Below are 19,865 nucleotides of genomic sequence, written 5' to 3' on the forward strand. Positions count from 1 at the left end.
CGGCCGCGCAATTAAGAACAAATCAGAACGGAGACCAGAGCGCTTGAAGAACATCATCCATTTCTCGCATGCAAACGGATTTCCGGCGTCCACCTATCGGACGATCTTCGCCGAACTCTCGGACGACTACGACATGCGTTTCATCGAGCGGATCGGCCATGACGCGCGCTATCCTGTGACGCGCGACTGGCCGCATCTGGTCGACGAGTTGCTGGATGACATCGGGCGTACTTATGAGAACCCGGTATGGCTCGTCGGGCATTCGCTCGGCGGTTATCTTTCGTTGATGGCGGCGCTGAGAAAGCCGCAATGGGTGCGCGGCGTGGTGATGCTCGATTCGCCCGTCATCGCGGGCTGGCGCAGCAGCATGCTGCGCGTGTCGCAGTGGACGGGGCTGGACGAGCGGCTGTCGCCCGCAGCGGCGACGCGCACGCGGCGCACGCGCTGGGGCAGTCGCGACGAGGCATGGCGGCACTTTCATTCGAAGCCCGCGTTTGCGCGCTGGGACGAGCGGGTTCTGTCCGACTACGTCGATTTCGGCATTCCGCAAGCGGGCGCCGATGGCACGCGGGAACTCGCTTTCGACCGGCAGACCGAGTACCGGATCTACAAGACCTTGCCGCATACGTTCGGCAGCCGGCTCGCGCGCGGCGCGCCCGTGCCCATCGGCTTCGTCGCCGGGACGCGGTCGCGGGAAGTGCGGCAGGCGGGACTGCACGCCACCCGACGCATCGCCGGCGAGCATTTCGAGTGGATGGAAGGCAGCCATCTGTATCCCATGGAGCGGCCCATCGAAACGGCACGCGCCGTGCAGAGAATGCTGCGCGGGCTCGAATGATTTTCGCCCGCGAGGGCATCCGCGTTCGCGGATAAATGAAACGCCGGGCCGCGCTGCGACATAAACCCGCAACAAACCCACGGCGCATTTCTCGCACGAAACGCGCGGACCTGAATCCATCCTGCATCCATGCGAAAAGCGACGTCGCGGATGCTCAAAAAGAACGCTCGGTCGTCGCGAACGAGCCGCCCCAGGTATGGGCTGGATGCACACGTTCGGGTATAATCCGTTTTTCCCGCGAGCATCCAGCGATGACCAAATATGTTTTCGTCACCGGCGGCGTAGTTTCTTCCCTCGGCAAGGGTATTGCCGCCGCTTCCCTCGCCGCGATCCTCGAATCGCGCGGTCTGAAAGTCACCCTCCTCAAGCTCGATCCCTACATCAATGTCGACCCCGGCACGATGAGCCCGTTTCAACACGGCGAAGTGTTCGTGACGGAAGACGGAGCGGAGACCGACCTCGACCTTGGCCACTACGAGCGCTTCATCAGCACGAAGATGCGCAAGGCCAATAACTTCACCACGGGCCAGATTTACGAATCGGTGATCCGCAAGGAACGCCGCGGCGATTATCTCGGCAAGACGGTGCAGGTGATTCCGCACATCACGAACGAAATCCAGGCATTCGTCGAACGCGGCGCGGCATCCGCGACGTGCGGCGAGCCGGACGTCGCCATCGTCGAAGTGGGTGGCACGGTCGGTGACATCGAATCGCTGCCGTTCCTCGAAGCCGCGCGTCAGATGAGCCTGCGCATGGGCCGCAACAGCGCGTGCTTCGTGCACCTCACGCTGGTGCCGTTCATCGCCACCGCGGGCGAACTGAAGACCAAGCCGACGCAGCATAGCGTGCAGAAGCTGCGCGAAATCGGTATCTATCCGAACGTGCTGCTGTGCCGCGCCGACCGCCGTATTCCTGACGACGAGCGCGCGAAGATCTCGATGTTCTCGAACGTGCCGGAAGACGCCGTGATCTCGGTGTGGGACGTCGACAGCATCTACAAGATTCCGCAGATGCTGCACGACCAGGGCCTCGACGAACTGATCTGCGAAGAGCTGAAGCTGACGGCCAAGCCGGCGGATCTGTCGATGTGGTCGGGCCTCGTCGAGAAGCTCGAACACCCGAAGAGCGAAGTGACGATCGGCATGGTCGGCAAGTATGTCGAGCTGACGGAGTCGTACAAGTCGCTGATCGAAGCGTTGCGCCATGCGTCGATCCACACGTCGACGAAGGTCAACATCGAATACATCGACTCCGAAGAAGTGGAAGAACACGGCGTCGACAGCCTCAAGCATCTGGACGCCGTGCTGGTGCCGGGTGGTTTCGGCCGTCGAGGCACGGAAGGCAAGATCAAGGCAATCCGCTACGCACGCGAAGCGAAGGTGCCGTATCTCGGCATCTGCCTCGGCATGCAGCTGGCCGTGATCGAATTCGCACGCGACGTCGTCGGCCTCAAGGATGCGAACAGCACGGAATTCGACCCGGAAACGCCGAATCGCGTGGTCGCGCTGATTACCGAGTGGTACGACCGCGACGGTAAGGTCGAGAAGCGTACGGAAGAATCCGATCTGGGCGGCACGATGCGCCTCGGTTCGCAGCGTTGCCCGATCAAGCCCGGCACGATGGCCGAAGAGATTTACGGCAAAGATGTGAACGAGCGTCACCGTCACCGTTATGAAGTCAATAACCGTCTCGTACCCCAGCTCGAAGCGGGCGGCCTTATCATCAGCGCCCGTACTCCGAGCGAAGATCTGCCGGAGATGATGGAATTGCCGCGCTCGATGCACCCGTGGTTCGTCGGCGTTCAGTTCCACCCCGAATTCACGTCGACGCCGCGCGACGGACACCCGCTCTTCAAGGCATTCGTTGAAGCGGCGCGCGCCCATCGCGAAGCGAGCGTCGAGGAGAAAGTATGAAACTGGGCGATTTCGAAATCGGCCTCGACAAGCCGTTTTTCCTGATCGCCGGCACCTGCGTCGTCGAATCCGAACAGATGACGATCGACACGGCCGGCAAGCTGAAGGAAATCTGCGCGAAGCTGAAGATTCCGTTCATCTACAAGTCTTCGTACGACAAGGCCAATCGCAGCAGCGGCAAGTCGTTTCGTGGCCTGGGAATGGATGAAGGTTTGCGCATTCTGTCCGAAGTGAAGCGTCAACTGGGTTTGCCGGTTCTGACGGACGTCCACAGCGAACACGAGATCGAGCAGGTGGCATCCGTGGTCGACGTGCTGCAAACGCCTGCGTTCCTGTGCCGCCAGACGGACTTCATCCACGCGTGCGCGCGTTCGGGCAAGCCCGTCAACATCAAGAAAGGCCAGTTCCTCGCGCCGCACGACATGAAGAACGTGATCGACAAGGCGCGTGATGCCGCGCGTGAAGCGGGTCTGTCTGAAGACCGCTTCATGGCGTGCGAGCGCGGCGTGTCGTTCGGTTATAACAATCTCGTGTCCGACATGCGCTCGCTCGCGATCATGCGCGAAACGGGCGCCCCCGTCGTGTTCGACGCGACCCACTCGGTGCAGTTGCCGGGCGGGCAGGGCACGAGTTCGGGCGGCCAGCGCGAGTTCGTCCCGGTGCTGGCGCGTGCCGCCGTCGCCACAGGCATCGCGGGTCTGTTCATGGAAACCCATCCGAATCCGGCTGAAGCGAAGTCGGACGGTCCCAATGCCGTGCCATTGCATCGCATGGCCGATCTGCTCGAGACGCTGTTGACCCTCGATCAGGCCGTGAAGCGCACGCCGTTCCTCGAGAACGATTTCAACTGATGCAGCCACGCGCGCTTCGCTGCTGTCGGGCGACGCGCGCGTGCTCCAACCCGATGGTCGTCGAACGCGTCCGGATGCGTGCTGTCGAAGTGAGCCGGACGTCTCACCTTAAGAATTCATCGTCATTTCAGAGGAAACCATGAGTGCTATCGTAGATATCATCGGTCGCGAGATTCTCGATTCGCGAGGCAACCCCACCGTCGAATGCGACGTGCTGCTCGAATCGGGCACGATGGGCCGCGCGGCTGTGCCGTCGGGCGCATCGACGGGTTCGCGTGAAGCGATCGAACTGCGCGACGGCGAAACCGGCCGCTACAGCGGCAAGGGCGTGCTGAAGGCTGTCGAGCACATCAACACCGAAATCTCCGAAGCGATCATGGGCCTCGACGCTTCCGAGCAGGCCTTCCTCGACAAGACGCTGCTCGAACTGGACGGCACCGACAACAAGTCGCGCCTCGGCGCGAACGCGATGCTGGCTGTCTCGATGGCTGTTGCGAAGGCGGCTGCTGAAGAAGCCGGCCTGCCGCTGTACCGCTATTTCGGCGGCTCGGGCGCGATGCAACTGCCCGTGCCGATGATGAACATCGTCAACGGCGGCGCGCACGCGAACAACAGCCTGGACATCCAGGAATTCATGATCGTCCCCGTCAGCCAGCCGACCTTCCGCGAAGCGCTGCGCTGCGGCGCCGAAGTGTTCCACGCGCTGAAGAAGATCCTGTCGGACCGCGGCATGAGCACGGCCGTGGGCGACGAAGGCGGCTTCGCGCCGAACTTCGGCAGCAACGACGAATGCCTGTCGACCATCCTGCAAGCCATCGAAAAGGCTGGCTACCGCGCCGGTGAAGACGTGCTGCTCGCGCTCGACTGCGCAGCCAGCGAGTTCTACCACGACGGCAAGTACCAGTTGGCGGGCGAAGGCCTGCAACTGTCGTCGTCGGAATTCGCCGATTACCTCGGCGCGCTCGCGGACAAATTCCCGATCGTGTCGATCGAAGACGGCATGCACGAAAGCGACTGGGAAGGCTGGAAGATCCTGACCGACAAGCTCGGCAAGAAGATCCAGCTGGTCGGCGACGACCTGTTCGTGACGAACACGCGCATCCTGAAGGAAGGCATCGAGAAGGGCATCGCGAATTCGATCCTGATCAAGATCAACCAGATCGGCACGCTGACGGAAACCTTCGCAGCGATCGAGATGGCCAAGCGCGCGGGCTACACGGCCGTGATCTCGCATCGCTCGGGCGAAACGGAAGATTCGACGATCGCCGACATCGCTGTCGGTCTCAACGCGGGTCAGATCAAGACGGGCTCGCTGTCGCGCTCGGACCGTATCTCGAAGTACAACCAGTTGCTGCGTATCGAGGAAGATCTGGGCGATATCGCCAGCTACCCGGGCAAGTCGGCGTTCTACAACCTGCGTTGAACGCCCTCGAATGAGCCGGATTGACGCGAGTAAGTGACGCTTGATGTCAACAAACCCGTCTCAATAACCGTTAAACCGGTTATGCTTCGCTACTGATTCACCCTACCGCCCTGCGTAAAGCGCAGGGCGGCGCACATTCAACCCTGCAATTCACTTCATGCGGCTTGTCACCGTCGTTCTGCTCGTCCTGCTGGCGCTGATCCAATACCCCCTATGGTGGGGCCATGGCGGCTGGCTGCGCGTTCACGAACTGCAGCAGGAACTGGCGCAGCAGCTAAAAAAGAACGCTGACGCGAAGGAGCGCAACGAGCGCATCCAGGGTGAAGTGCAGGATCTGCAGAACGGCACGGCCGCTGTCGAAGAACGCGCCCGCTACGAAATGGGCATGGTCAAGGACAGCGAGGTGTTCGTGCAGTTCGTGTCACCGAATGCGCCGTCGCCGGCGGCGAATGCGCCGCAGTCGAATACGTCGACGCGCGGGCAGATCACGGGCGCGCCGCTGCGCGTGGTGCCGAATCCGGAATCGCGCGCGAAGCCGGATCGCAAGCACGCGAAAAAGGATGCGAAGGAGAAGAAGCCGGGTTGATGCTGGTGCGGCGCGAAGCCGGTTGGGCAGGTTCATGAAAAAAGGCGCGGTTCGTAATGAACCGCGCCTTTTTGTTTAGCGGGATGAAACGCGCGGGCGGACGTTCGGACAGTCAGACCGATGTACCGCTCACCAGCCCCAGCCGGGCGCATAACCGTAGCCGATGCCTGTACCCCAGCCATGTCCCCATCCGCCGCTGGAGTAGCTGCCGTACACGGAAACGGGCGGCGCGGCGTAGCGTGAATAAGCGTGCGCGGCGGCGTCGGCGGCCATGGCCTGGTTCTGCTCGGCCATCACCTGATTGTCGATTGCGTCGTAGCGGGCGCGTTCTTCCGGCGTGAGCGGCTGCGCGGTCGCGGCGATGCTTGACTGATCCGCAGGCAGACGGCTATAGATCGGCGAAGGGCCGGGCGGGTCCAGCATGCACCCCGACAGCGCCATCGCGCCCGCAGCGAGCGCGAGCGCCGCTATCCGGTGTACGGGTTGGAACAGCGAAGGGGCATTCATGTCGACCTCCATCGGTCGGATACCTAAGCAAATCGATGGCCGGAAAGCGGGCGGCTTTCAGTATCCGATGATACCGCGCCGTCGTCCGCCCGCAGTGGGGCGGCGCGACGCGGATAGTCCGGCTTCAGTGCCGTTGTTCGGCAGCGGGCGCCACTCCCTGTGAGAGCCCGCTCGCGACAAAAAGTTGCGCCACGTCGACAGGGTCGAATTCATAGCGCTGATTGCAATATTCGCAGTGAATCTCGACGTGGCCACGCTCTTCGATCACGCTGTCCACTTCCTCGCGGCCCAGCATTTTGAGCATGTTGCCCACACGCGCGCGCGAGCACGTGCACTCGAAGCGGGTTCGTGTGGGCTCGAAATGCTGGACGTTCTCCTGCCAGAACAGACGCCGGAACAGCGTGTTCGGGTCTTCCGCCAGCATTTCGTCCTGCGACAGCGTGCTGCCGAGCGTGCACAGCCGGTCCCATGTATCGGCGTCGATCTCGCCTGGATGCGGGACGATGCCGCCGTCGCCGGGCAGTTTCTGCAGCAGCATGCCAACGGCGCGCTCGTTGTTCGCAGCCAGCCACATGCGCGTGTCGAGCTGCTCCGAATGATGCATGTAGTGCTCGAGCACTTGCGCCATCGACTTGAGCGGACCGTTTTCGTCCGACAGCGGCACGATGCCCTGATAAGGCTGCTGACCAGGAACCTTGTTCTTCGGATCGAGCGTGATCACGCAACGGCCGTGGCCGCCCGGATTGACGAGATCGACGAGCGACAGGTCGTCGGCGATCAGGTGCGCGGCGTCGCCGGAAAACTTGGCCGTCGCGCGCATCGACAGGTCCGAATTGCACTGCACGACGAGCATCTTTACGGGGCCGTCGCCGAAGATCTGCATGATCAGCGTGCCATCGAACTTCAGATTCGCCGACAGCAGCGCGCACGCAGCCATCATCTCGCCGAGCACGTTCCGCACGGGCGCCGGATAGCTTCTGCGCGTCAGGACTTCCTGCCACGTGTTGCTCAGCGAAACGATCTCGCCGCGAACGGGCGCCGCGCTGAACATGAATTTCTGCAACTGGTCACTCACAACTTTTCCTCGGTCGAACCGCGCGGTGGGAAAGCCACGCGTGGCGCGCCGTGCGGTCGGCCCTAGCCGATGCGCACGAGTTGCGCCTTGAAATAATCCCTGCGCTCCACGTAGATGTCCGCAGCGCGCTTTAGGCCTTTGATATCTGCTTCAGTCAGTTCCCGGACGACCTTTGCGGGTGATCCGAGAATCAGGGAATTGTCAGGAAAAACCTTGCCCTCGGTTACTACGGCGCCTGCGCCAACCAGACAATTGCGGCCGATTACCGCTCCATTCAAGACCACGGCCTGAATGCCGATCAGCGCGCCTTCCTTGACCGTGCAGCCGTGCAGCATCGCCTGATGGCCGACCGTCACGCCCGCTTCGAGCGTCAGCGGGAAACCCGGATCGGCGTGCAGGACGGCGCCTTCCTGTATGTTAGTGCCCTTGCCGACGGTGATCGGCTCGTTGTCGCCACGAATCGACGCGCCGAACCAGACGCTCGCGTTCTCTTCGACGGTCACCTTGCCGATGATGGTCGCCGTGTCCGCGACGAACACGCTTTCGTGGATGGTCGGGGCGGCGTCGCCAAGCTTGTAGATTGCCACAGTGTCTCCTCTGGTCTCATGCAAGAACGTTGCTGCGTCAATGGACGCCGTGCCGCCGCCGGGCCGGCGGCGAGTCACGTTGCGCGAAATGGCGGCATCCCGCGCGTCATGGTCGAATCGCGTATTGTAAACGGTTGTGCCATTGGCCCGTGCGAAGCATGCGCGCGGGCAACGCCGTGTCAGAATCGCTCGTTTTTGTCCTTTTTTTGCTGGTTCCCGTTTCGCGATGCATGCTCCCGAGTCGATCCGTCCCCATCCAATGATTTGCGCCCGTTCTGAAGCGCTCGCCGTGCTGGTAGAGCGTGTTCCCGCTGCCAAAGCCGCTGCGGCGCAGGCGCTGTACGCGCGCGTGCAGGCAGGTGAGGCGCTGGTATCGCGGGAACGCGCGCTGGACGAGCCGACGGATCTGCCGGGGCGCCCCGCGCGGCCTGAACTGGTCGAGCCGCGCAAACTCGGGCGACGCAGCATGCAGTCGCCGGAAGGGCGCGCCGTGTTGCTGCACGCGCTCGCGCACATCGAGTTCAACGCGATCAACCTCGCGCTCGACGCCGTATGGCGTTTCGGCGGCATGCCCGAAGCGTTTTACGTCGACTGGCTGAGGGTTGCGTCGGAAGAGGCGCATCATTTTTCGCTGCTGTCGGCGCGTCTGGCGGAATTCGGCCATGCGTACGGCGACTTCCCGGCGCACGACGGTTTGTGGGACATGTGCGAGCGCACGCGCGGCGACGTGCTCGCGCGCATGGCGCTGGTGCCGCGCACGCTGGAGGCGCGCGGACTCGACGCCTCGCCGCCGATCCGGGCGCGCCTGCAACAGGCGGGCGATCACGCGTCGGCGGCGATTCTGGACGTGATCCTGCGCGACGAAATCGGACATGTGCTGATCGGCAACCGCTGGTTCCGGCACTTGTGCGATGAGGCGGGCATCGACGCGCATGAAACCTACCTGCGTCTTTCCGACGAATATCACGCGCCGAAGCTGCGTGGACCGTTCAATTTCGAAGCTCGCCGCGACGCCGGTTTCGAAGAGGAAGAACTTGCCGCGCTGGCGGGTCTCGACGGGCAGCAGCGCCCGGCCGACTGAGCCCGTTTCAGGTTGGGACAAAGCGGGACAACGCGGGACAAAGCGGCGACGCAGCGATCCCGATATAATCGAACGATCATTCGTTTTCCGTGACCGCGCCATGAACCGTCCGCTCAAACCTTCCGTTTCCGAATTCGTGACCGTGCGCGGCGTGCGCCTGCATGTGCGCCGCTGGGGCAATCCCGATGCGCCGAGGCTCTTCATGCTGCACGGGTGGATGGACGTCGCCGCGTCGTTCCAGTTCGTCGTCGACGCGCTCGAGGGCGACTGGCAGGTGATCGCGCCCGATGCGCGCGGCTTCGGGCTGTCCGACTGGCCCGTCGCGCAGCAGAATGGCGGCCATTACTGGTTCCACGAATATCTGGCCGACCTCGACGCGCTGCTCGACCACTACGCGCCAACGGGCGAAGTGAACCTCCTCGGACACAGCATGGGCGCGAACATCGTGTGCCTGTATGCGGGCGCAAGGCCCGGGCGCGTACGCCGCGTAGTCGACCTGGAGGGATTCGGACTCCCGGCGTCGAAGGCCGCGCAGTTGCCGCGCCGGATCGCGTCGTGGCTCGACGAACTGCGCGAGCCGCCGACGCTGCGCCGTTATGCAACGCTCGACGCGGTCGCCGCGCGTCTCATCAAGACCAACGACCGGCTGGACCCGCAGCGCGCGCGCTTTCTCGCGCAGCACTGGTCGAAGCCGGACGGCGAGGGCGGCTACATGCTGCTCGCCGATCCCGCGCACAAGATTCGCGGGCCGCTGCTGTACCGGCTCGACGAAGTGATGGCCGTCTGGGCGAACGTGCGCGCCCCGGTGCTGCACGTCGAAGCCGCTGCGTCGCCAACCCTCGCGGCGCTGGCGGGCAACATTCCGCTCGACGAATTCAAGGCGCGTTTCCAGGCGTTTCCCGACTGGCGCGAAGCCATCATCGACGATGCGGGCCACATGGTTCACCACGATCAGCCGGAGCAGATCGCGGCGCTGATCGAAGGGTTTTGCGCATAGTGCGCGTTCTACATTTGTCTCGACGAATCCTCTGCGTGCGCTTACTGCGTTGCAGTAAAATGATCGGATCACGCTATCCATAAAACGATGAACGCCGATCTGCATTGCCATTCCACCGTTTCCGACGGCGCCTTCGCGCCCGCCGACGTCGCGCGCCGCGCGCATGCCGGCGGCGTGACGCTGTGGGCGCTCACCGATCACGACGAAATCGGCGGTCAGGTCGAAGCGCGCGAAGCGGCTGAGGCGCTCGGCATGCAGTATTTGAGCGGCGTCGAAATTTCGGTGACATGGGCGTCGCGCACCATTCACGTGGTCGGCCTGCATGTCGATCCGGCCTGCAAGGATCTCGTCGAAGGGCTCGAGCGCACGCGCAATGGCCGCGCCGCGCGGGCGGAAGCGATCGGTGAACAATTGGCCACGCTCGGCATTCCCGACGCGTACGCAGGCGCACTGAAGTTCGTGTCGAATCCCGACATGATTTCGCGCACGCACTTCGCGCGCTTCATGGTCGAGAGCGGCTACGCGGAAAACACGCAGGACGTGTTCAACCGCTTTCTCGGCGACGGCAAGCCGGGCTACGTGGCGCATCGCTGGTCGAAGCTCGCCGACGCCGTCAAATGGATTCGGGTGTCGGGCGGCGAAGCGGTGATCGCGCATCCGGGCCGCTATGCCTACACGCAGACTGAGTTCGACGCGCTGTTCGCCGAATTCATCGATCTCGGCGGCAAGGCAATCGAAGTCGTGACGGGTAGTCACACGCCCGATCAGTATCGCGAGTACGCGGACGTCGCGCGCCGCTTCGGCTTCGAGGCATCGCGCGGTTCCGACTTTCATGCGGCGGGCGAGGGCCGCGTCGAACTCGGCAGTCTGCCGCCGCTGCCGTCCGATCTGAAGCCAGTCTGGGAACGTTGGCTGTAAGCTCTGGTTTCGTGTGTTGCGCGGGCATGCCCGCTGCATGAGCCCTTGCTTGCTGTCTGCCGATTCCCGACCTTCTGACGACATCATGTCCCAATATTTTCGGCTTCACCCGGACAATCCGCAGCCGCGGCTGATCAAGCAGGCGGCGCAGATCATCGAAGGCGGCGGTGTGGTCGCGCTGCCGACCGATTCGAGCTACGCGCTCGCCTGCCAGCTGGACAACAAGAATGCCGTCGACCGCGTGCGGCGCATTCGCGGGCTGGACGAGCGTCAATTGCTGTCGCTGCTCGTGCGCGATCTATCCGAACTGGCGAACTTCGCGCTCGTCGACAACCGCCAATACCGTCTGATCAAATCGGTGACGCCGGGTCCGTATGTGTTCGTGTTGCAGGCGACCAAGGAAGTGCCGCGGCGTCTGTCGCATCCATCGCGCAAGACGATCGGCCTGCGCGTGCCCGACCACGCGATCACACTCGCCATCCTCGAAGAGCTCGGCGAGCCGCTGCTCGGCTCGACGCTGATCCTGCCGGGCGAGACGCAGCCGCTGAACGATCCGGAAGAAATCCGCGAGAAACTGGAAAAGCAACTGGATCTGGTGATCGACGGCGGCGCGTGTCCGTGCGAGCCGTCGACGGTCATCGACCTGACGGGCGAGGAGCCCGTGCTGGTGCGGCCGGGGCGCGGCTCGCTCGCGCCGTTCGGTCTCGAAGAGACGGCATAAAAGTCACATGAACGAAAGCCGACAGAGCCGCAAGGCGCCGTTGTTACAATAGAGCGATATGGATTCCTCCCTCATACAGACCATCGTCGTCTACGCATTACCGGTGATCTTCGCGATCACGCTGCACGAGGCGGCTCATGGCTACGTCGCGCGCATGCTCGGCGACAACACCGCGTACGTGCTCGGCCGCGTGTCATTCAATCCGATGCGGCACATCGACCCGATCGGCACGATCGTGATTCCGCTTGTGCTGTACTTCGCCACGAGCGGCGCATTCATGTTCGGCTATGCGAAGCCCGTGCCCGTCGCCTTCGGCAATCTGCGCAATCCGCGCTGGGGCTCGATGTGGGTCGCGCTCGCGGGGCCGCTGTGCAATTTCGCGCAGGCGCTCGTCTGGGGCATATTTGGCGTCGCGCTCGCAGCGATGAATATCGACGAGCCGTTCTTCACGCGCATGGCGGGTGCGGGCGTCGGCGTGAACCTGGTGCTCGGCGTGCTGAACCTCTTTCCGTTGCCGCCGCTCGACGGTGGCCGCGTGCTGACGGCCCTATTGCCCGTGCGCCCGGCGATGGCGCTCGCGCGCATCGAGCCTTACGGTTTCTTCATCGTGATGGCGCTCGTGATGACGGGCGCGTTGACGCGTTTCTGGCTGCGTCCGCTCGTGAATATCGGCTATGAGGCCGTGACGGTTATCCTGACACCTCTCGTTTCGCTTCTATAAATCAAAACCATGTACCCCGACCGTATCTTCTCCGGCATGCGGCCTACCGGCTCGCTGCACCTCGGCCACTATCACGGCGTGCTGAAAAACTGGGTGCGCCTGCAGTCCGAGTACCCGTGCTTCTTCTGCGTGGTCGACTGGCATGCGCTGACCACTCACTATGAAACGCCGGAAGTCATCGAGAAGAACGTCTGGGATGTGCTGATCGACTGGCTCGCTTCGGGCATCGATCCGGCGCAGGCGACGCTGTTCATCCAGAGCCGCGTGCCCGAGCACGCCGAACTCTCGCTGCTGCTCGGCATGAGCACGCCGCTCAGCTGGCTCGAACGCGTGCCGACCTACAAGGAACAGATCGAGAAGCTGCGCGACAAGGATCTCGGCACGTACGGCTTCCTCGGCTATCCCGTGCTGATGGCGGCCGACATCCTGCTGTACCGCGCGTCGCTCGTGCCCGTCGGCGAGGACCAGGTGCCGCACGTCGAAATGGCGCGCGAAATGGCGCGGCGCTTCAACCACATGTACGGGCGCGAACCCGGCTTCGAGGAGAAGGCGAACGAAGCCGCGAAGAAGCTCGGCGGCAAGCGCTCGAAGCTTTATCACGAACTGCGCGTCGCGTATCAGCAGGAAGGCCAGGAAGAAGCGCTCGAAAAGGCGCGCGCAATGCTGTCGGAGTCACAAAGCCTGTCGATGAGCGATCGCGAGCGCCTGTTCGGTTATCTCGAAGGCTCGCGCAAGATCATCCTGCCCGAGCCGCAGGTGCTGCTGACGGAAGCGTCGCGCATGCCCGGCCTCGACGGTCAGAAGATGTCGAAGTCGTACGGCAACACGATCGGCCTGCGCGAAGACGCCGAGACGATCACGAAGAAAGTCCGCACCATGCCGACCGACCCGGCGCGCGTGCGCCGCACCGATCCGGGCGATCCGGACAAATGCCCCGTATGGCAGCTTCATCAGGTCTACACCGACGCTGACACGCACGAGTGGGTGCAAAAGGGCTGCCGCACGGCGGGCATCGGGTGCCTGGAGTGCAAGCAGCCGGTGATCGAAGGCATTTTGCGCGAGCAGCAGCCGATGCTCGAACGTGCGCAGAAGTACATGGACGATCCGTCCCTGCTGCGCGCGATCGTCGCTGACGGTTGCGACAAGGCGCGCCGTTTCGCGTCGGAGACGATGCGCGACGTGCGCGAAGCGATGGGCCTGTCGTACACCTGATGACGGGCGGCCAGAACCTGGGCGCGTCTGGCGCGAGCCATGCGGCGATCGGCGAGCCGTCGCGCTGGGTCAAGCGCTGGGCGCACCTGGTCGAAGCGGGCGGCGCGGTGCTCGACGTGGCATCGGGGGCGGGGCGGCACGCGCGGTTTTTCGCGGCGCGCGGCCATCCCGTTACGGCAATCGACCGCGATGCCGCCGCTCTGGAGTCGATGAACGGCGTGGACGGCATCACGACCGTCGCCGCCGATATCGAAAACGGTCCGTGGCCGCTGCCGGCGGATGCGCAATTCGCCGCCGTCGTCGTCACGAACTATCTGCATCGTCCGCTCTTTCCCCAATTGCTCGGCGCGCTCGCGCCTGGCGGCGTGTTGGTCTACGAAACCTTCGCCCAAGGCAACGAAACGGTCGGCAAGCCTTCGAACCCCGCTTTTCTGCTCGCGCCCGGCGAGCTGCTCGATACGATGCGCGGACTGTTACGTGTCGTTGCATTTCAAGATGGATTCCTCGCGGAGCCGCGTCCCGCCTACGTGCAGCGCATTTGCGCGGTGCGCGAGCCGGATGGGTCGGTCGAAACGAAAGATACGGGTGTTCCCCCGCGTTACGATCTGACCGGTTAATCCGCTACAATCGCAGTTTATTGTACAAATTCATGGCGTTTCATGGCTAACGGCACTCAGCAAGACGGCGTCGCGATTCGCGGCAGCATTCCCGCCATCATCACTCCGATGCTCGAAGACGGCAGTCTCGATCTCCCCGCCTTCCGCAAACTGGTCGACTGGCACATCGAAGAGGGCACGAACGGTCTGGTCGTGGTCGGCACGAGCGGCGAGTCGGCGACGCTGTCGGTCGAAGAGCACGTGCTGATGGTCCGGACGGCCGTCGAGCAGGCAGCCGGCCGCATTCCCGTGATCGCGGGCGCGGGCGCCAATTCGACGACGGAAGCCATCGAGTTGACCGAGCAGGCGAAGAAAGTGGGTGCCGATGCCACGCTTCAGGTCGTGCCGTACTACAACAAGCCGACGCAGGAAGGCATCTACCGCCATTTCTCGAAAATCGCCGAGACGGTCGATCTTCCCGTGATCCTGTACAACGTGCCGGGCCGCACGGTCGCGGACATGTCGAACGAGACGATCCTGCGTCTCGCGAACGTGCCGGGCATCATCGGCGTGAAGGAAGCGACGGGTAACATCGATCGCGCTGCGCATCTGATCAAGTCGGCGCCGGCGCACTTCGGCATTTACAGCGGTGACGATCCGACCGCGATTGCGCTGATGCTGCTGGGCGGCCACGGCAATATCTCGGTGACGGCGAACATCGCGCCGCGCTTGATGAGCGACCTGTGCAAGGCCGCGCTCGCAGCCGACGCGAAGACGGCGCGTGAAATCCATCTGAAACTTCTCTCGCTGCACAAGAACCTCTTTATCGAATCGAATCCGATTCCTGCCAAGTGGGCATTGCAGCAACTGGGCCGCGTCAAGGGCGGCATCCGTCTGCCTCTTACGCCGCTCGACGCGCGTTACCACGACGTGGTTCGCGCCGCGCTGCGCGAGGCTGGGCTGCTCGGCTGAGCGTCTGACATTTCAGGCGCCTCCCGGCATTTTTTCAACTGACGTCGATATCGCCCACGGTCCGCACCGATCCAGGCAGCGCGTTTAGCTTCACGAAGGACCCCATGAAACGTTCCGCACTTTCCCTCCACGCAACGCGCCTGGCGGCGCTGACGCTTGCGGCTGGCGCGATCGCGTCGCTTTCTGGCTGCGAGTCGCTGAACGACATGCTCGCGTCGGACCGAGTGAACTACAAGGCAACCGCGAGTGCGCCGCCGCTCGCCGTGCCTAGCGATCTGTCCGCTGCGCAAATCGACCAGCGCTACGTGGCGCCTCCTGCAGGCGCGGCGCTCGGCGGCGCGCCGCAACGCGCGAAGACCACAGCGGGCAACCTGACGGAAGGCGTGCCGAGCACGCAAGACCCGCTGGGCATGCATATCGAGCGCGACGGCGACCGCCGCTGGCTCGTCGTGGACGGCCGTTCGCCGGAACAGCTGTGGCCGCAGTTGCAGGAGTTCTGGACCGAGAACGGTTTCTCGCTGAAGACCGACGCGCCGACCACGGGCATCATGTCGACCGACTGGGCGGAAAATCGCGCGAACATTCCGGATGACTGGTTCCGTCGCACGATCGGCAAGGTGGTCGATTTCGCTTACTCGTCGGGCACGCGCGACAGCTTCCGCACGCTGGTTTCGCGCGATTCGAGCGGCACAGGCGCAACCGATATCTCGATCACGCACTCGGCGATGGAAGAAGTGCTGACGGGACAGGACAAGACCTCGTCGCGCTGGGTCGAGCGTCCGCGCGATCCCGCGCTGGAAGCCGAGTTCCTCGCCAAGCTGATGCAGAAGTTCGGCCTCACCGACGCGCAATCGAAGCAACTGCTGACGGACGCGCGTCCGGCGACGGCGCAGGCGCAGCTCGACAAGAGCGCGGGCGGCGCGACGCTCGACCTGCCTGAATCGTTCGATCGCGCCTGGCTGCGCGTCGGCCTTGCGCTCGACCGTACGAACTTCACCGTCGACAACCGCGATCGCGAAAAGGGCATCTACTACGTGCGTTACGCGGATTCGATGCAGGAACTTAAGCGCGACGGCCTGTTCGGCAAGCTGTTCTACAGCGACAAGAGCGCGAAGAAAGACAGCCACGAATTCCTCGTCAATGTGCGCTCGAAGGGCGACGCGATGACGCAGGTTGCCGTCGTCGACTCGAATGGTCAGGTGGATACGTCGTCGGACGCGCAGCGCATCGTGTCGCTGCTGCATGCGCAACTGAACTAAGGCGGGTCGTGCGATTCGCCAGTCTGGGAAGCGGCAGTGAAGGCAATGCATTGCTGGTCGAAGCCCAAAGCGGTGTCGCGACCACGCGCATCCTGCTGGACTGCGGCTTCTCGGGCAAAGAAATCGCCCGGCGGCTAGAGCGGCTGGGCGCTGGCGTCGACGAGCTCGACGCCATTCTCATCACGCACGAACACAGCGATCACATCGGCAGCGCGCTGACACTGGCGCGCAAGCTGTCCATTCCGTTGTACATGAGCTGGGGCACGGCGCGCGCCGTCGGCGCCGACGAAGCGGATATCGATCTGCATGTGCTGTGGGGCGACGAAGCCGTCGCAATCGGCGATCTGAGCGTGCTGCCGTACACCGTGCCGCACGATGCCCGCGAGCCGCTGCAGTACGTGTTTTCCGATGGTGCATCGCGCCTGGGCGTGCTGACCGACGTCGGCACGTCGACGCCGCATATCAGCGCGGTACTGAGCGGTTGCGACGCGCTCGTGCTGGAATGCAATCACGATGTGCAGATGCTGGCGGGTTCGCGATATCCGCCGTCGCTGAAGGCGCGGATCGGCGGCAATCATGGGCATCTGAACAATGACGCGGCGGCGGATATTCTCGCTTCCCTCGATCGCTCGAAGCTGCGGCATCTGGTGGCGGCGCATCTGAGTCAGCAGAACAATCTGCCTGAACTCGCGCAGGCGGCGATGGCTGCCGTGCTGGGCGCGGCGGCGACAGAAGTGGTAGTGGCGACGCAGGGCGACGGGTTCGGCTGGTTGAGCGTTTGAACGTCGCCCTCGTATGGCGCCTTGAAATCGCCTTGAAATGAAAAACGCCCGTGACGATTGCTCGTCACGGGCGTTTTGTTTTGGCTAGCGTTCAGCGTCGATCAGTTACGGTTGCCGCCGAAGATGCCGAGGATCGACAGCAAGTTCACGAACACGTTGTACAGGTCGAGGTAGATCGCGAGCGTGGCCGTGATGTAGTTCGTCTCGCCGCCGTTCACAACGCGTTGCACGTCGAACAGCATGTAGGCCGAGAAGATCACGATCGCGAGCACCGACACCGTCAGCATCAGCGCAGGCAGTTGCAGAAACACATTCGCAACCATGGCCAGCAGCAGCACGATCACGCCGACGAACAGCCATTTGCCGAGGCCCGAGAAGTCACGCTTGCTGACCGTGGCGATCGTCGCCATCGCGGCGAAGATCACACCAGTGCCACCGAAGGCGAGCATGATCAGCTGCGGCCCGTTCGAAAAGCCCAGGATGAAGCTCAACAGGCGCGACAGCATCAGGCCCATGAAGAACGTGAAGCCGAGCAGGACGAACACGCCGACGGAGCTGTCTTTCGTCTTCTGGATCGCGAACATGAAGCCGAACGCGATCGCGAAGAACGCGAGCATGCTCATCGCCGGGCTGGTGGCGGCGAACAGCGAGAAGCCGGTGGCGACGCCCACCCACGCGCCGAGGACGGTCGGCACCATCGACAGCGCGAGCAGCCAGTAGGTGTTGCGCAGTACCCGGTTGCGGGTCTCGGCCGTGGTGACGCTGCCGCCCCGACCGAAGTTATAGGGATATTCGTTCATGGTTTCTCCTTGCGTCAGACGCAGTGTTGCGACGTGGCTTGCAACGGTTTTTGTACGGTGCTGGCTGGCGATTGCCGCCGTCACGCGAACCCACAACCCTAAGATTAGCGGCGTAGCGGGGAGTTTCAATGCGGCACACGACACCGTGCGATTACATTGTGTTACCCCATTCTTAGCGCAGACTTAAAGGATTTGGGCGACCTCAACTTAGACCTTACAGTGTCGTAAGGGTTCAATCGCAATCATACACTGGAACATGCTACAATAGCGGATTCATTTAAATCTGTAACCTCTTAATTTTCTGGAGTTTTTATGGCGATCGAACGCACCCTGTCGATTATCAAGCCGGACGCAGTGGCCAAGAACGTGATCGGCCAGATCTACAGCCGCTTCGAAAACGCTGGCCTGAAGATCGTGGCATCGCGCATGGTTCATCTGTCGCGCGCTGACGCAGAGAAGTTCTACGCTGTGCACGCAGAACGCCCGTTCTTCAAGGATCTGGTTGAATTCATGATCTCCGGCCCGGTGCAGGTTCAAGTCCTGGAAGGCGAAGGCGCCATCCTGAAGAACCGCGACCTGATGGGTGCAACGGACCCGAAGAAGGCCGACAAGGGCACGATCCGTGCTGACTTCGCCGACAGCATCGACGCGAACGCAGTCCATGGCTCGGACGCAGTGGAAACGGCACGCGGCGAAATCGCGTTCTTCTTCCCGGAAGTCAACGTCTACTCGCGCTAAGCGCTTCGTAGGACAGCAGCAATAGCAGCAGGAGCGGGCGCGAGCGGCATACGCGTTCATGCAGCTTGTTGCATGAACGCAGTCTCGCACTGAATGGCAGGATTCGATATGACGAGCAGTCCCACCGTCAACCTTCTCGATCTCGACGCCGCTGGCCTCGTCGCTTATTGCGACAGCCTCGGCGAGAAGCCGTTTCGCGCCAAGCAATTGCAGCGCTGGCTACACCAGTACAACGCTGCCGACTTCGACGGGATGACCGATCTCGCGAAGTCCTTGCGCGAAAAGCTGAAAGGGCGTGCATCCATCACGATGCCGCCCATCGTCAGCGACCATATTTCCACCGACGGTACACGCAAGTGGCTCGTCGACGTCGGCAACGGCAATGCCGTTGAAACCGTCTTCATCCCCGAAGAAACGCGTGGCACGCTGTGCGTGTCGTCGCAGGCGGGGTGCGCCGTCAACTGCCGTTTCTGTTCGACGGGCAAGCAGGGTTTCTCACGCAATCTCAGCACGGGCGAAATCATCGGCCAGCTGCGCATGGCCGAGTTCGCGCTGCGCGCGTCGCTCGGCACGGCCGGCGGACGCGCGACGGGCGGTGAGGGCAAGGGCGAGCGCGTCGTCACGAACGTCGTGATGATGGGCATGGGCGAGCCACTGCTCAATTACGACGCCGTCGTGCCCGCCATGCGCCTGATGCTCGACGACAACGCCTACGGCCTGTCGCGCCGGCGCGTCACGCTGTCTACCTCGGGCGTCGTGCCGATGATGGACCGGCTCGGCGCCGATCTGCCCGTTGCCCTCGCCGTTTCGCTGCACGCGCCAAACGACGCGCTGCGCGACGTGCTGGTGCCGCTCAACAAAAAGTATCCGCTGCGCGAGCTGATGGCCGCGTGCCAGCGGTATCTGAAAGTCGCGCCGCGCGACTTCATCACGTTCGAATACTGCATGCTCGACGGCGTGAACGACAGCGAAGCGCACGCACGCGAATTGCTGGCCGTTACGCGCGACGTGCCGTGCAAATTCAACCTGATTCCGTTCAATCCGTTCCCGGAATCGGGGCTGGTTCGCTCGAAAAACGAGCAGATCAAGCGTTTCGCGCAGGTGTTGATCGACGCAGGGGTCGTCACGACAGTGCGCAAGACGCGCGGCGACGATATCGACGCGGCTTGCGGCCAGTTGGCGGGCGCGGTCAAGGACCGCACGCGCCTGGCTGAGCGCACCGGCAAGTCGAAGGTCATCGAAGTTCGCGCCGTGTAAGGCCCGCGACTGGCGAAAAGGGGCGGCATGC

Annotated in this window: 21 protein-coding genes; 17 read left to right on the plus strand and 4 right to left on the minus strand. The window is 63.2% G+C overall.

What is annotated here, in order from left to right; all coding sequences use genetic code 11:
* Positions 1-43: 43 nt before the first annotated feature.
* The 5 genes from H1204_RS06745 (at position 44) to ftsB (ending at position 5,611) form a co-directional block, all read left to right on the plus strand.
* Positions 44-838, plus strand: coding sequence for an alpha/beta hydrolase (locus H1204_RS06745; RefSeq protein ID WP_180730497.1), 795 nt, complete (start codon positions 44-46; stop codon positions 836-838).
* A gap of 251 nt (positions 839-1,089) precedes the next feature.
* On the plus strand, positions 1,090-2,751 hold the full coding sequence (locus H1204_RS06750; RefSeq protein ID WP_035990645.1) for a CTP synthase: 1,662 nt from the start codon (positions 1,090-1,092) through the stop codon (positions 2,749-2,751).
* Positions 2,748-3,602 (plus strand): 3-deoxy-8-phosphooctulonate synthase, encoded by an 855-nt coding sequence (gene kdsA / locus H1204_RS06755; protein ID WP_035990648.1) that lies wholly within the window; start codon positions 2,748-2,750, stop codon positions 3,600-3,602. Before H1204_RS06750 ends, kdsA begins: the two co-directional genes overlap by 4 nt.
* A gap of 139 nt (positions 3,603-3,741) precedes the next feature.
* Positions 3,742-5,025 carry a phosphopyruvate hydratase gene (eno, locus tag H1204_RS06760; protein WP_042307094.1) on the plus strand — a complete coding sequence of 428 codons (1,284 nt, stop codon included), beginning with the start codon at positions 3,742-3,744 and terminating at the stop codon, positions 5,023-5,025.
* Between the two features lie 157 nt (positions 5,026-5,182).
* Positions 5,183-5,611, plus strand: coding sequence for a cell division protein FtsB (gene ftsB / locus H1204_RS06765; RefSeq protein ID WP_180730498.1), 429 nt, complete (start codon positions 5,183-5,185; stop codon positions 5,609-5,611).
* Positions 5,612-5,740: 129 nt separating this feature from the next.
* Here ftsB and H1204_RS06770 read toward each other — a convergent pair whose 3' ends face one another.
* The 3 genes from H1204_RS06770 to H1204_RS06780 form a co-directional block, all read right to left on the minus strand.
* Positions 5,741-6,118 carry a hypothetical protein gene (locus H1204_RS06770; RefSeq protein ID WP_180730499.1) on the minus strand — a complete coding sequence of 126 codons (378 nt, stop codon included), beginning with the start codon at positions 6,116-6,118 and terminating at the stop codon, positions 5,741-5,743.
* Between the two features lie 124 nt (positions 6,119-6,242).
* Positions 6,243-7,193 (minus strand): Hsp33 family molecular chaperone HslO, encoded by a 951-nt coding sequence (hslO, locus tag H1204_RS06775; RefSeq protein ID WP_180730500.1) that lies wholly within the window; start codon positions 7,191-7,193, stop codon positions 6,243-6,245.
* A gap of 62 nt (positions 7,194-7,255) precedes the next feature.
* Positions 7,256-7,780 carry a gamma carbonic anhydrase family protein gene (locus tag H1204_RS06780; protein ID WP_180730501.1) on the minus strand — a complete coding sequence of 175 codons (525 nt, stop codon included), beginning with the start codon at positions 7,778-7,780 and terminating at the stop codon, positions 7,256-7,258.
* 226 nt (positions 7,781-8,006) lie between these two features.
* Between H1204_RS06780 and H1204_RS06785 the strand changes: the two genes are divergently transcribed.
* The 10 genes from H1204_RS06785 to H1204_RS06830 all read left to right on the plus strand — a co-directional run bounded on the left by H1204_RS06785 (position 8,007) and on the right by H1204_RS06830 (position 17,039).
* Positions 8,007-8,861 carry a ferritin-like domain-containing protein gene (locus H1204_RS06785; RefSeq protein WP_180730502.1) on the plus strand — a complete coding sequence of 285 codons (855 nt, stop codon included), beginning with the start codon at positions 8,007-8,009 and terminating at the stop codon, positions 8,859-8,861.
* A 100-nt stretch (positions 8,862-8,961) separates the two neighbouring features.
* Positions 8,962-9,858: an alpha/beta fold hydrolase gene (locus H1204_RS06790; protein ID WP_180730503.1), complete on the plus strand. Its 897-nt coding sequence runs from the start codon at positions 8,962-8,964 to the stop codon at positions 9,856-9,858.
* Between the two features lie 87 nt (positions 9,859-9,945).
* The gene (locus tag H1204_RS06795; protein WP_180730504.1) at positions 9,946-10,776 is read left to right on the plus strand and encodes a 3',5'-nucleoside bisphosphate phosphatase; all 831 of its coding nucleotides are present in this window, start codon (positions 9,946-9,948) and stop codon (positions 10,774-10,776) included.
* An 85-nt stretch (positions 10,777-10,861) separates the two neighbouring features.
* The gene (locus H1204_RS06800) at positions 10,862-11,497 is read left to right on the plus strand and encodes an L-threonylcarbamoyladenylate synthase (protein WP_035990665.1); all 636 of its coding nucleotides are present in this window, start codon (positions 10,862-10,864) and stop codon (positions 11,495-11,497) included.
* Positions 11,498-11,555: 58 nt separating this feature from the next.
* Entirely contained in the window at positions 11,556-12,218 is a 663-nt protein-coding gene (locus H1204_RS06805; RefSeq protein WP_180730505.1) for a site-2 protease family protein, read from the plus strand.
* Between the two features lie 9 nt (positions 12,219-12,227).
* On the plus strand, positions 12,228-13,430 hold the full coding sequence (locus H1204_RS06810) for a tryptophan--tRNA ligase (RefSeq protein ID WP_180730506.1): 1,203 nt from the start codon (positions 12,228-12,230) through the stop codon (positions 13,428-13,430).
* Positions 13,430-14,047: a class I SAM-dependent methyltransferase gene (locus H1204_RS06815; protein WP_180730507.1), complete on the plus strand. Its 618-nt coding sequence runs from the start codon at positions 13,430-13,432 to the stop codon at positions 14,045-14,047. The genes H1204_RS06810 and H1204_RS06815 overlap by 1 nt, the downstream gene beginning before the upstream one ends.
* Before the next feature lie 42 nt (positions 14,048-14,089).
* Entirely contained in the window at positions 14,090-14,998 is a 909-nt protein-coding gene (gene dapA / locus H1204_RS06820; RefSeq protein ID WP_007580404.1) for a 4-hydroxy-tetrahydrodipicolinate synthase, read from the plus strand.
* A 104-nt stretch (positions 14,999-15,102) separates the two neighbouring features.
* Positions 15,103-16,257 (plus strand): outer membrane protein assembly factor BamC, encoded by a 1,155-nt coding sequence (bamC, locus tag H1204_RS06825; RefSeq protein WP_180730508.1) that lies wholly within the window; start codon positions 15,103-15,105, stop codon positions 16,255-16,257.
* An 8-nt stretch (positions 16,258-16,265) separates the two neighbouring features.
* The gene (locus H1204_RS06830; protein ID WP_180730509.1) at positions 16,266-17,039 is read left to right on the plus strand and encodes an MBL fold metallo-hydrolase; all 774 of its coding nucleotides are present in this window, start codon (positions 16,266-16,268) and stop codon (positions 17,037-17,039) included.
* Positions 17,040-17,140: 101 nt separating this feature from the next.
* On the opposite strand, the gene H1204_RS06835 is transcribed toward H1204_RS06830, so the two are convergent.
* Entirely contained in the window at positions 17,141-17,839 is a 699-nt protein-coding gene (locus H1204_RS06835) for a Bax inhibitor-1/YccA family protein (protein ID WP_180730510.1), read from the minus strand.
* A 312-nt stretch (positions 17,840-18,151) separates the two neighbouring features.
* Here H1204_RS06835 and ndk point away from each other — a divergent pair, with 312 nt between their 5' ends.
* Both ndk and rlmN read left to right on the plus strand, forming a co-directional pair.
* A complete protein-coding gene (gene ndk / locus H1204_RS06840; protein WP_007580409.1) occupies positions 18,152-18,577 on the plus strand; it encodes a nucleoside-diphosphate kinase in 426 nt (141 codons plus the stop codon).
* A 108-nt stretch (positions 18,578-18,685) separates the two neighbouring features.
* Positions 18,686-19,834 (plus strand): 23S rRNA (adenine(2503)-C(2))-methyltransferase RlmN, encoded by a 1,149-nt coding sequence (gene rlmN, locus H1204_RS06845; RefSeq protein ID WP_180730511.1) that lies wholly within the window; start codon positions 18,686-18,688, stop codon positions 19,832-19,834.
* Positions 19,835-19,865: the final 31 nt, after the last annotated feature.

Source organism: Paraburkholderia sp. PGU19, assembly GCF_013426915.1.
Lineage (GTDB): Bacteria > Pseudomonadota > Gammaproteobacteria > Burkholderiales > Burkholderiaceae > Paraburkholderia.

Coding starts and splice junctions, on each gene's coding strand:
- H1204_RS06750 (WP_035990645.1), top strand. CDS start 1,090: ATGACCAAATATGTTTTCGTCACCGGCGGCGTAGTTTCTTCCCTCGGC.
- kdsA (WP_035990648.1), top strand. CDS start 2,748: ATGAAACTGGGCGATTTCGAAATCGGCCTCGACAAGCCGTTTTTCCTG.
- eno (WP_042307094.1), top strand. CDS start 3,742: ATGAGTGCTATCGTAGATATCATCGGTCGCGAGATTCTCGATTCGCGA.
- ftsB (WP_180730498.1), top strand. CDS start 5,183: ATGCGGCTTGTCACCGTCGTTCTGCTCGTCCTGCTGGCGCTGATCCAA.
- H1204_RS06770 (WP_180730499.1), bottom strand. CDS start 6,118: ATGAATGCCCCTTCGCTGTTCCAACCCGTACACCGGATAGCGGCGCTC.
- H1204_RS06785 (WP_180730502.1), top strand. CDS start 8,007: ATGCATGCTCCCGAGTCGATCCGTCCCCATCCAATGATTTGCGCCCGT.
- H1204_RS06790 (WP_180730503.1), top strand. CDS start 8,962: ATGAACCGTCCGCTCAAACCTTCCGTTTCCGAATTCGTGACCGTGCGC.
- H1204_RS06795 (WP_180730504.1), top strand. CDS start 9,946: ATGAACGCCGATCTGCATTGCCATTCCACCGTTTCCGACGGCGCCTTC.
- H1204_RS06800 (WP_035990665.1), top strand. CDS start 10,862: ATGTCCCAATATTTTCGGCTTCACCCGGACAATCCGCAGCCGCGGCTG.
- H1204_RS06805 (WP_180730505.1), top strand. CDS start 11,556: ATGGATTCCTCCCTCATACAGACCATCGTCGTCTACGCATTACCGGTG.
- H1204_RS06810 (WP_180730506.1), top strand. CDS start 12,228: ATGTACCCCGACCGTATCTTCTCCGGCATGCGGCCTACCGGCTCGCTG.
- H1204_RS06815 (WP_180730507.1), top strand. CDS start 13,430: ATGACGGGCGGCCAGAACCTGGGCGCGTCTGGCGCGAGCCATGCGGCG.
- dapA (WP_007580404.1), top strand. CDS start 14,090: ATGGCTAACGGCACTCAGCAAGACGGCGTCGCGATTCGCGGCAGCATT.
- bamC (WP_180730508.1), top strand. CDS start 15,103: ATGAAACGTTCCGCACTTTCCCTCCACGCAACGCGCCTGGCGGCGCTG.
- H1204_RS06835 (WP_180730510.1), bottom strand. CDS start 17,839: ATGAACGAATATCCCTATAACTTCGGTCGGGGCGGCAGCGTCACCACG.
- ndk (WP_007580409.1), top strand. CDS start 18,152: ATGGCGATCGAACGCACCCTGTCGATTATCAAGCCGGACGCAGTGGCC.
- rlmN (WP_180730511.1), top strand. CDS start 18,686: ATGACGAGCAGTCCCACCGTCAACCTTCTCGATCTCGACGCCGCTGGC.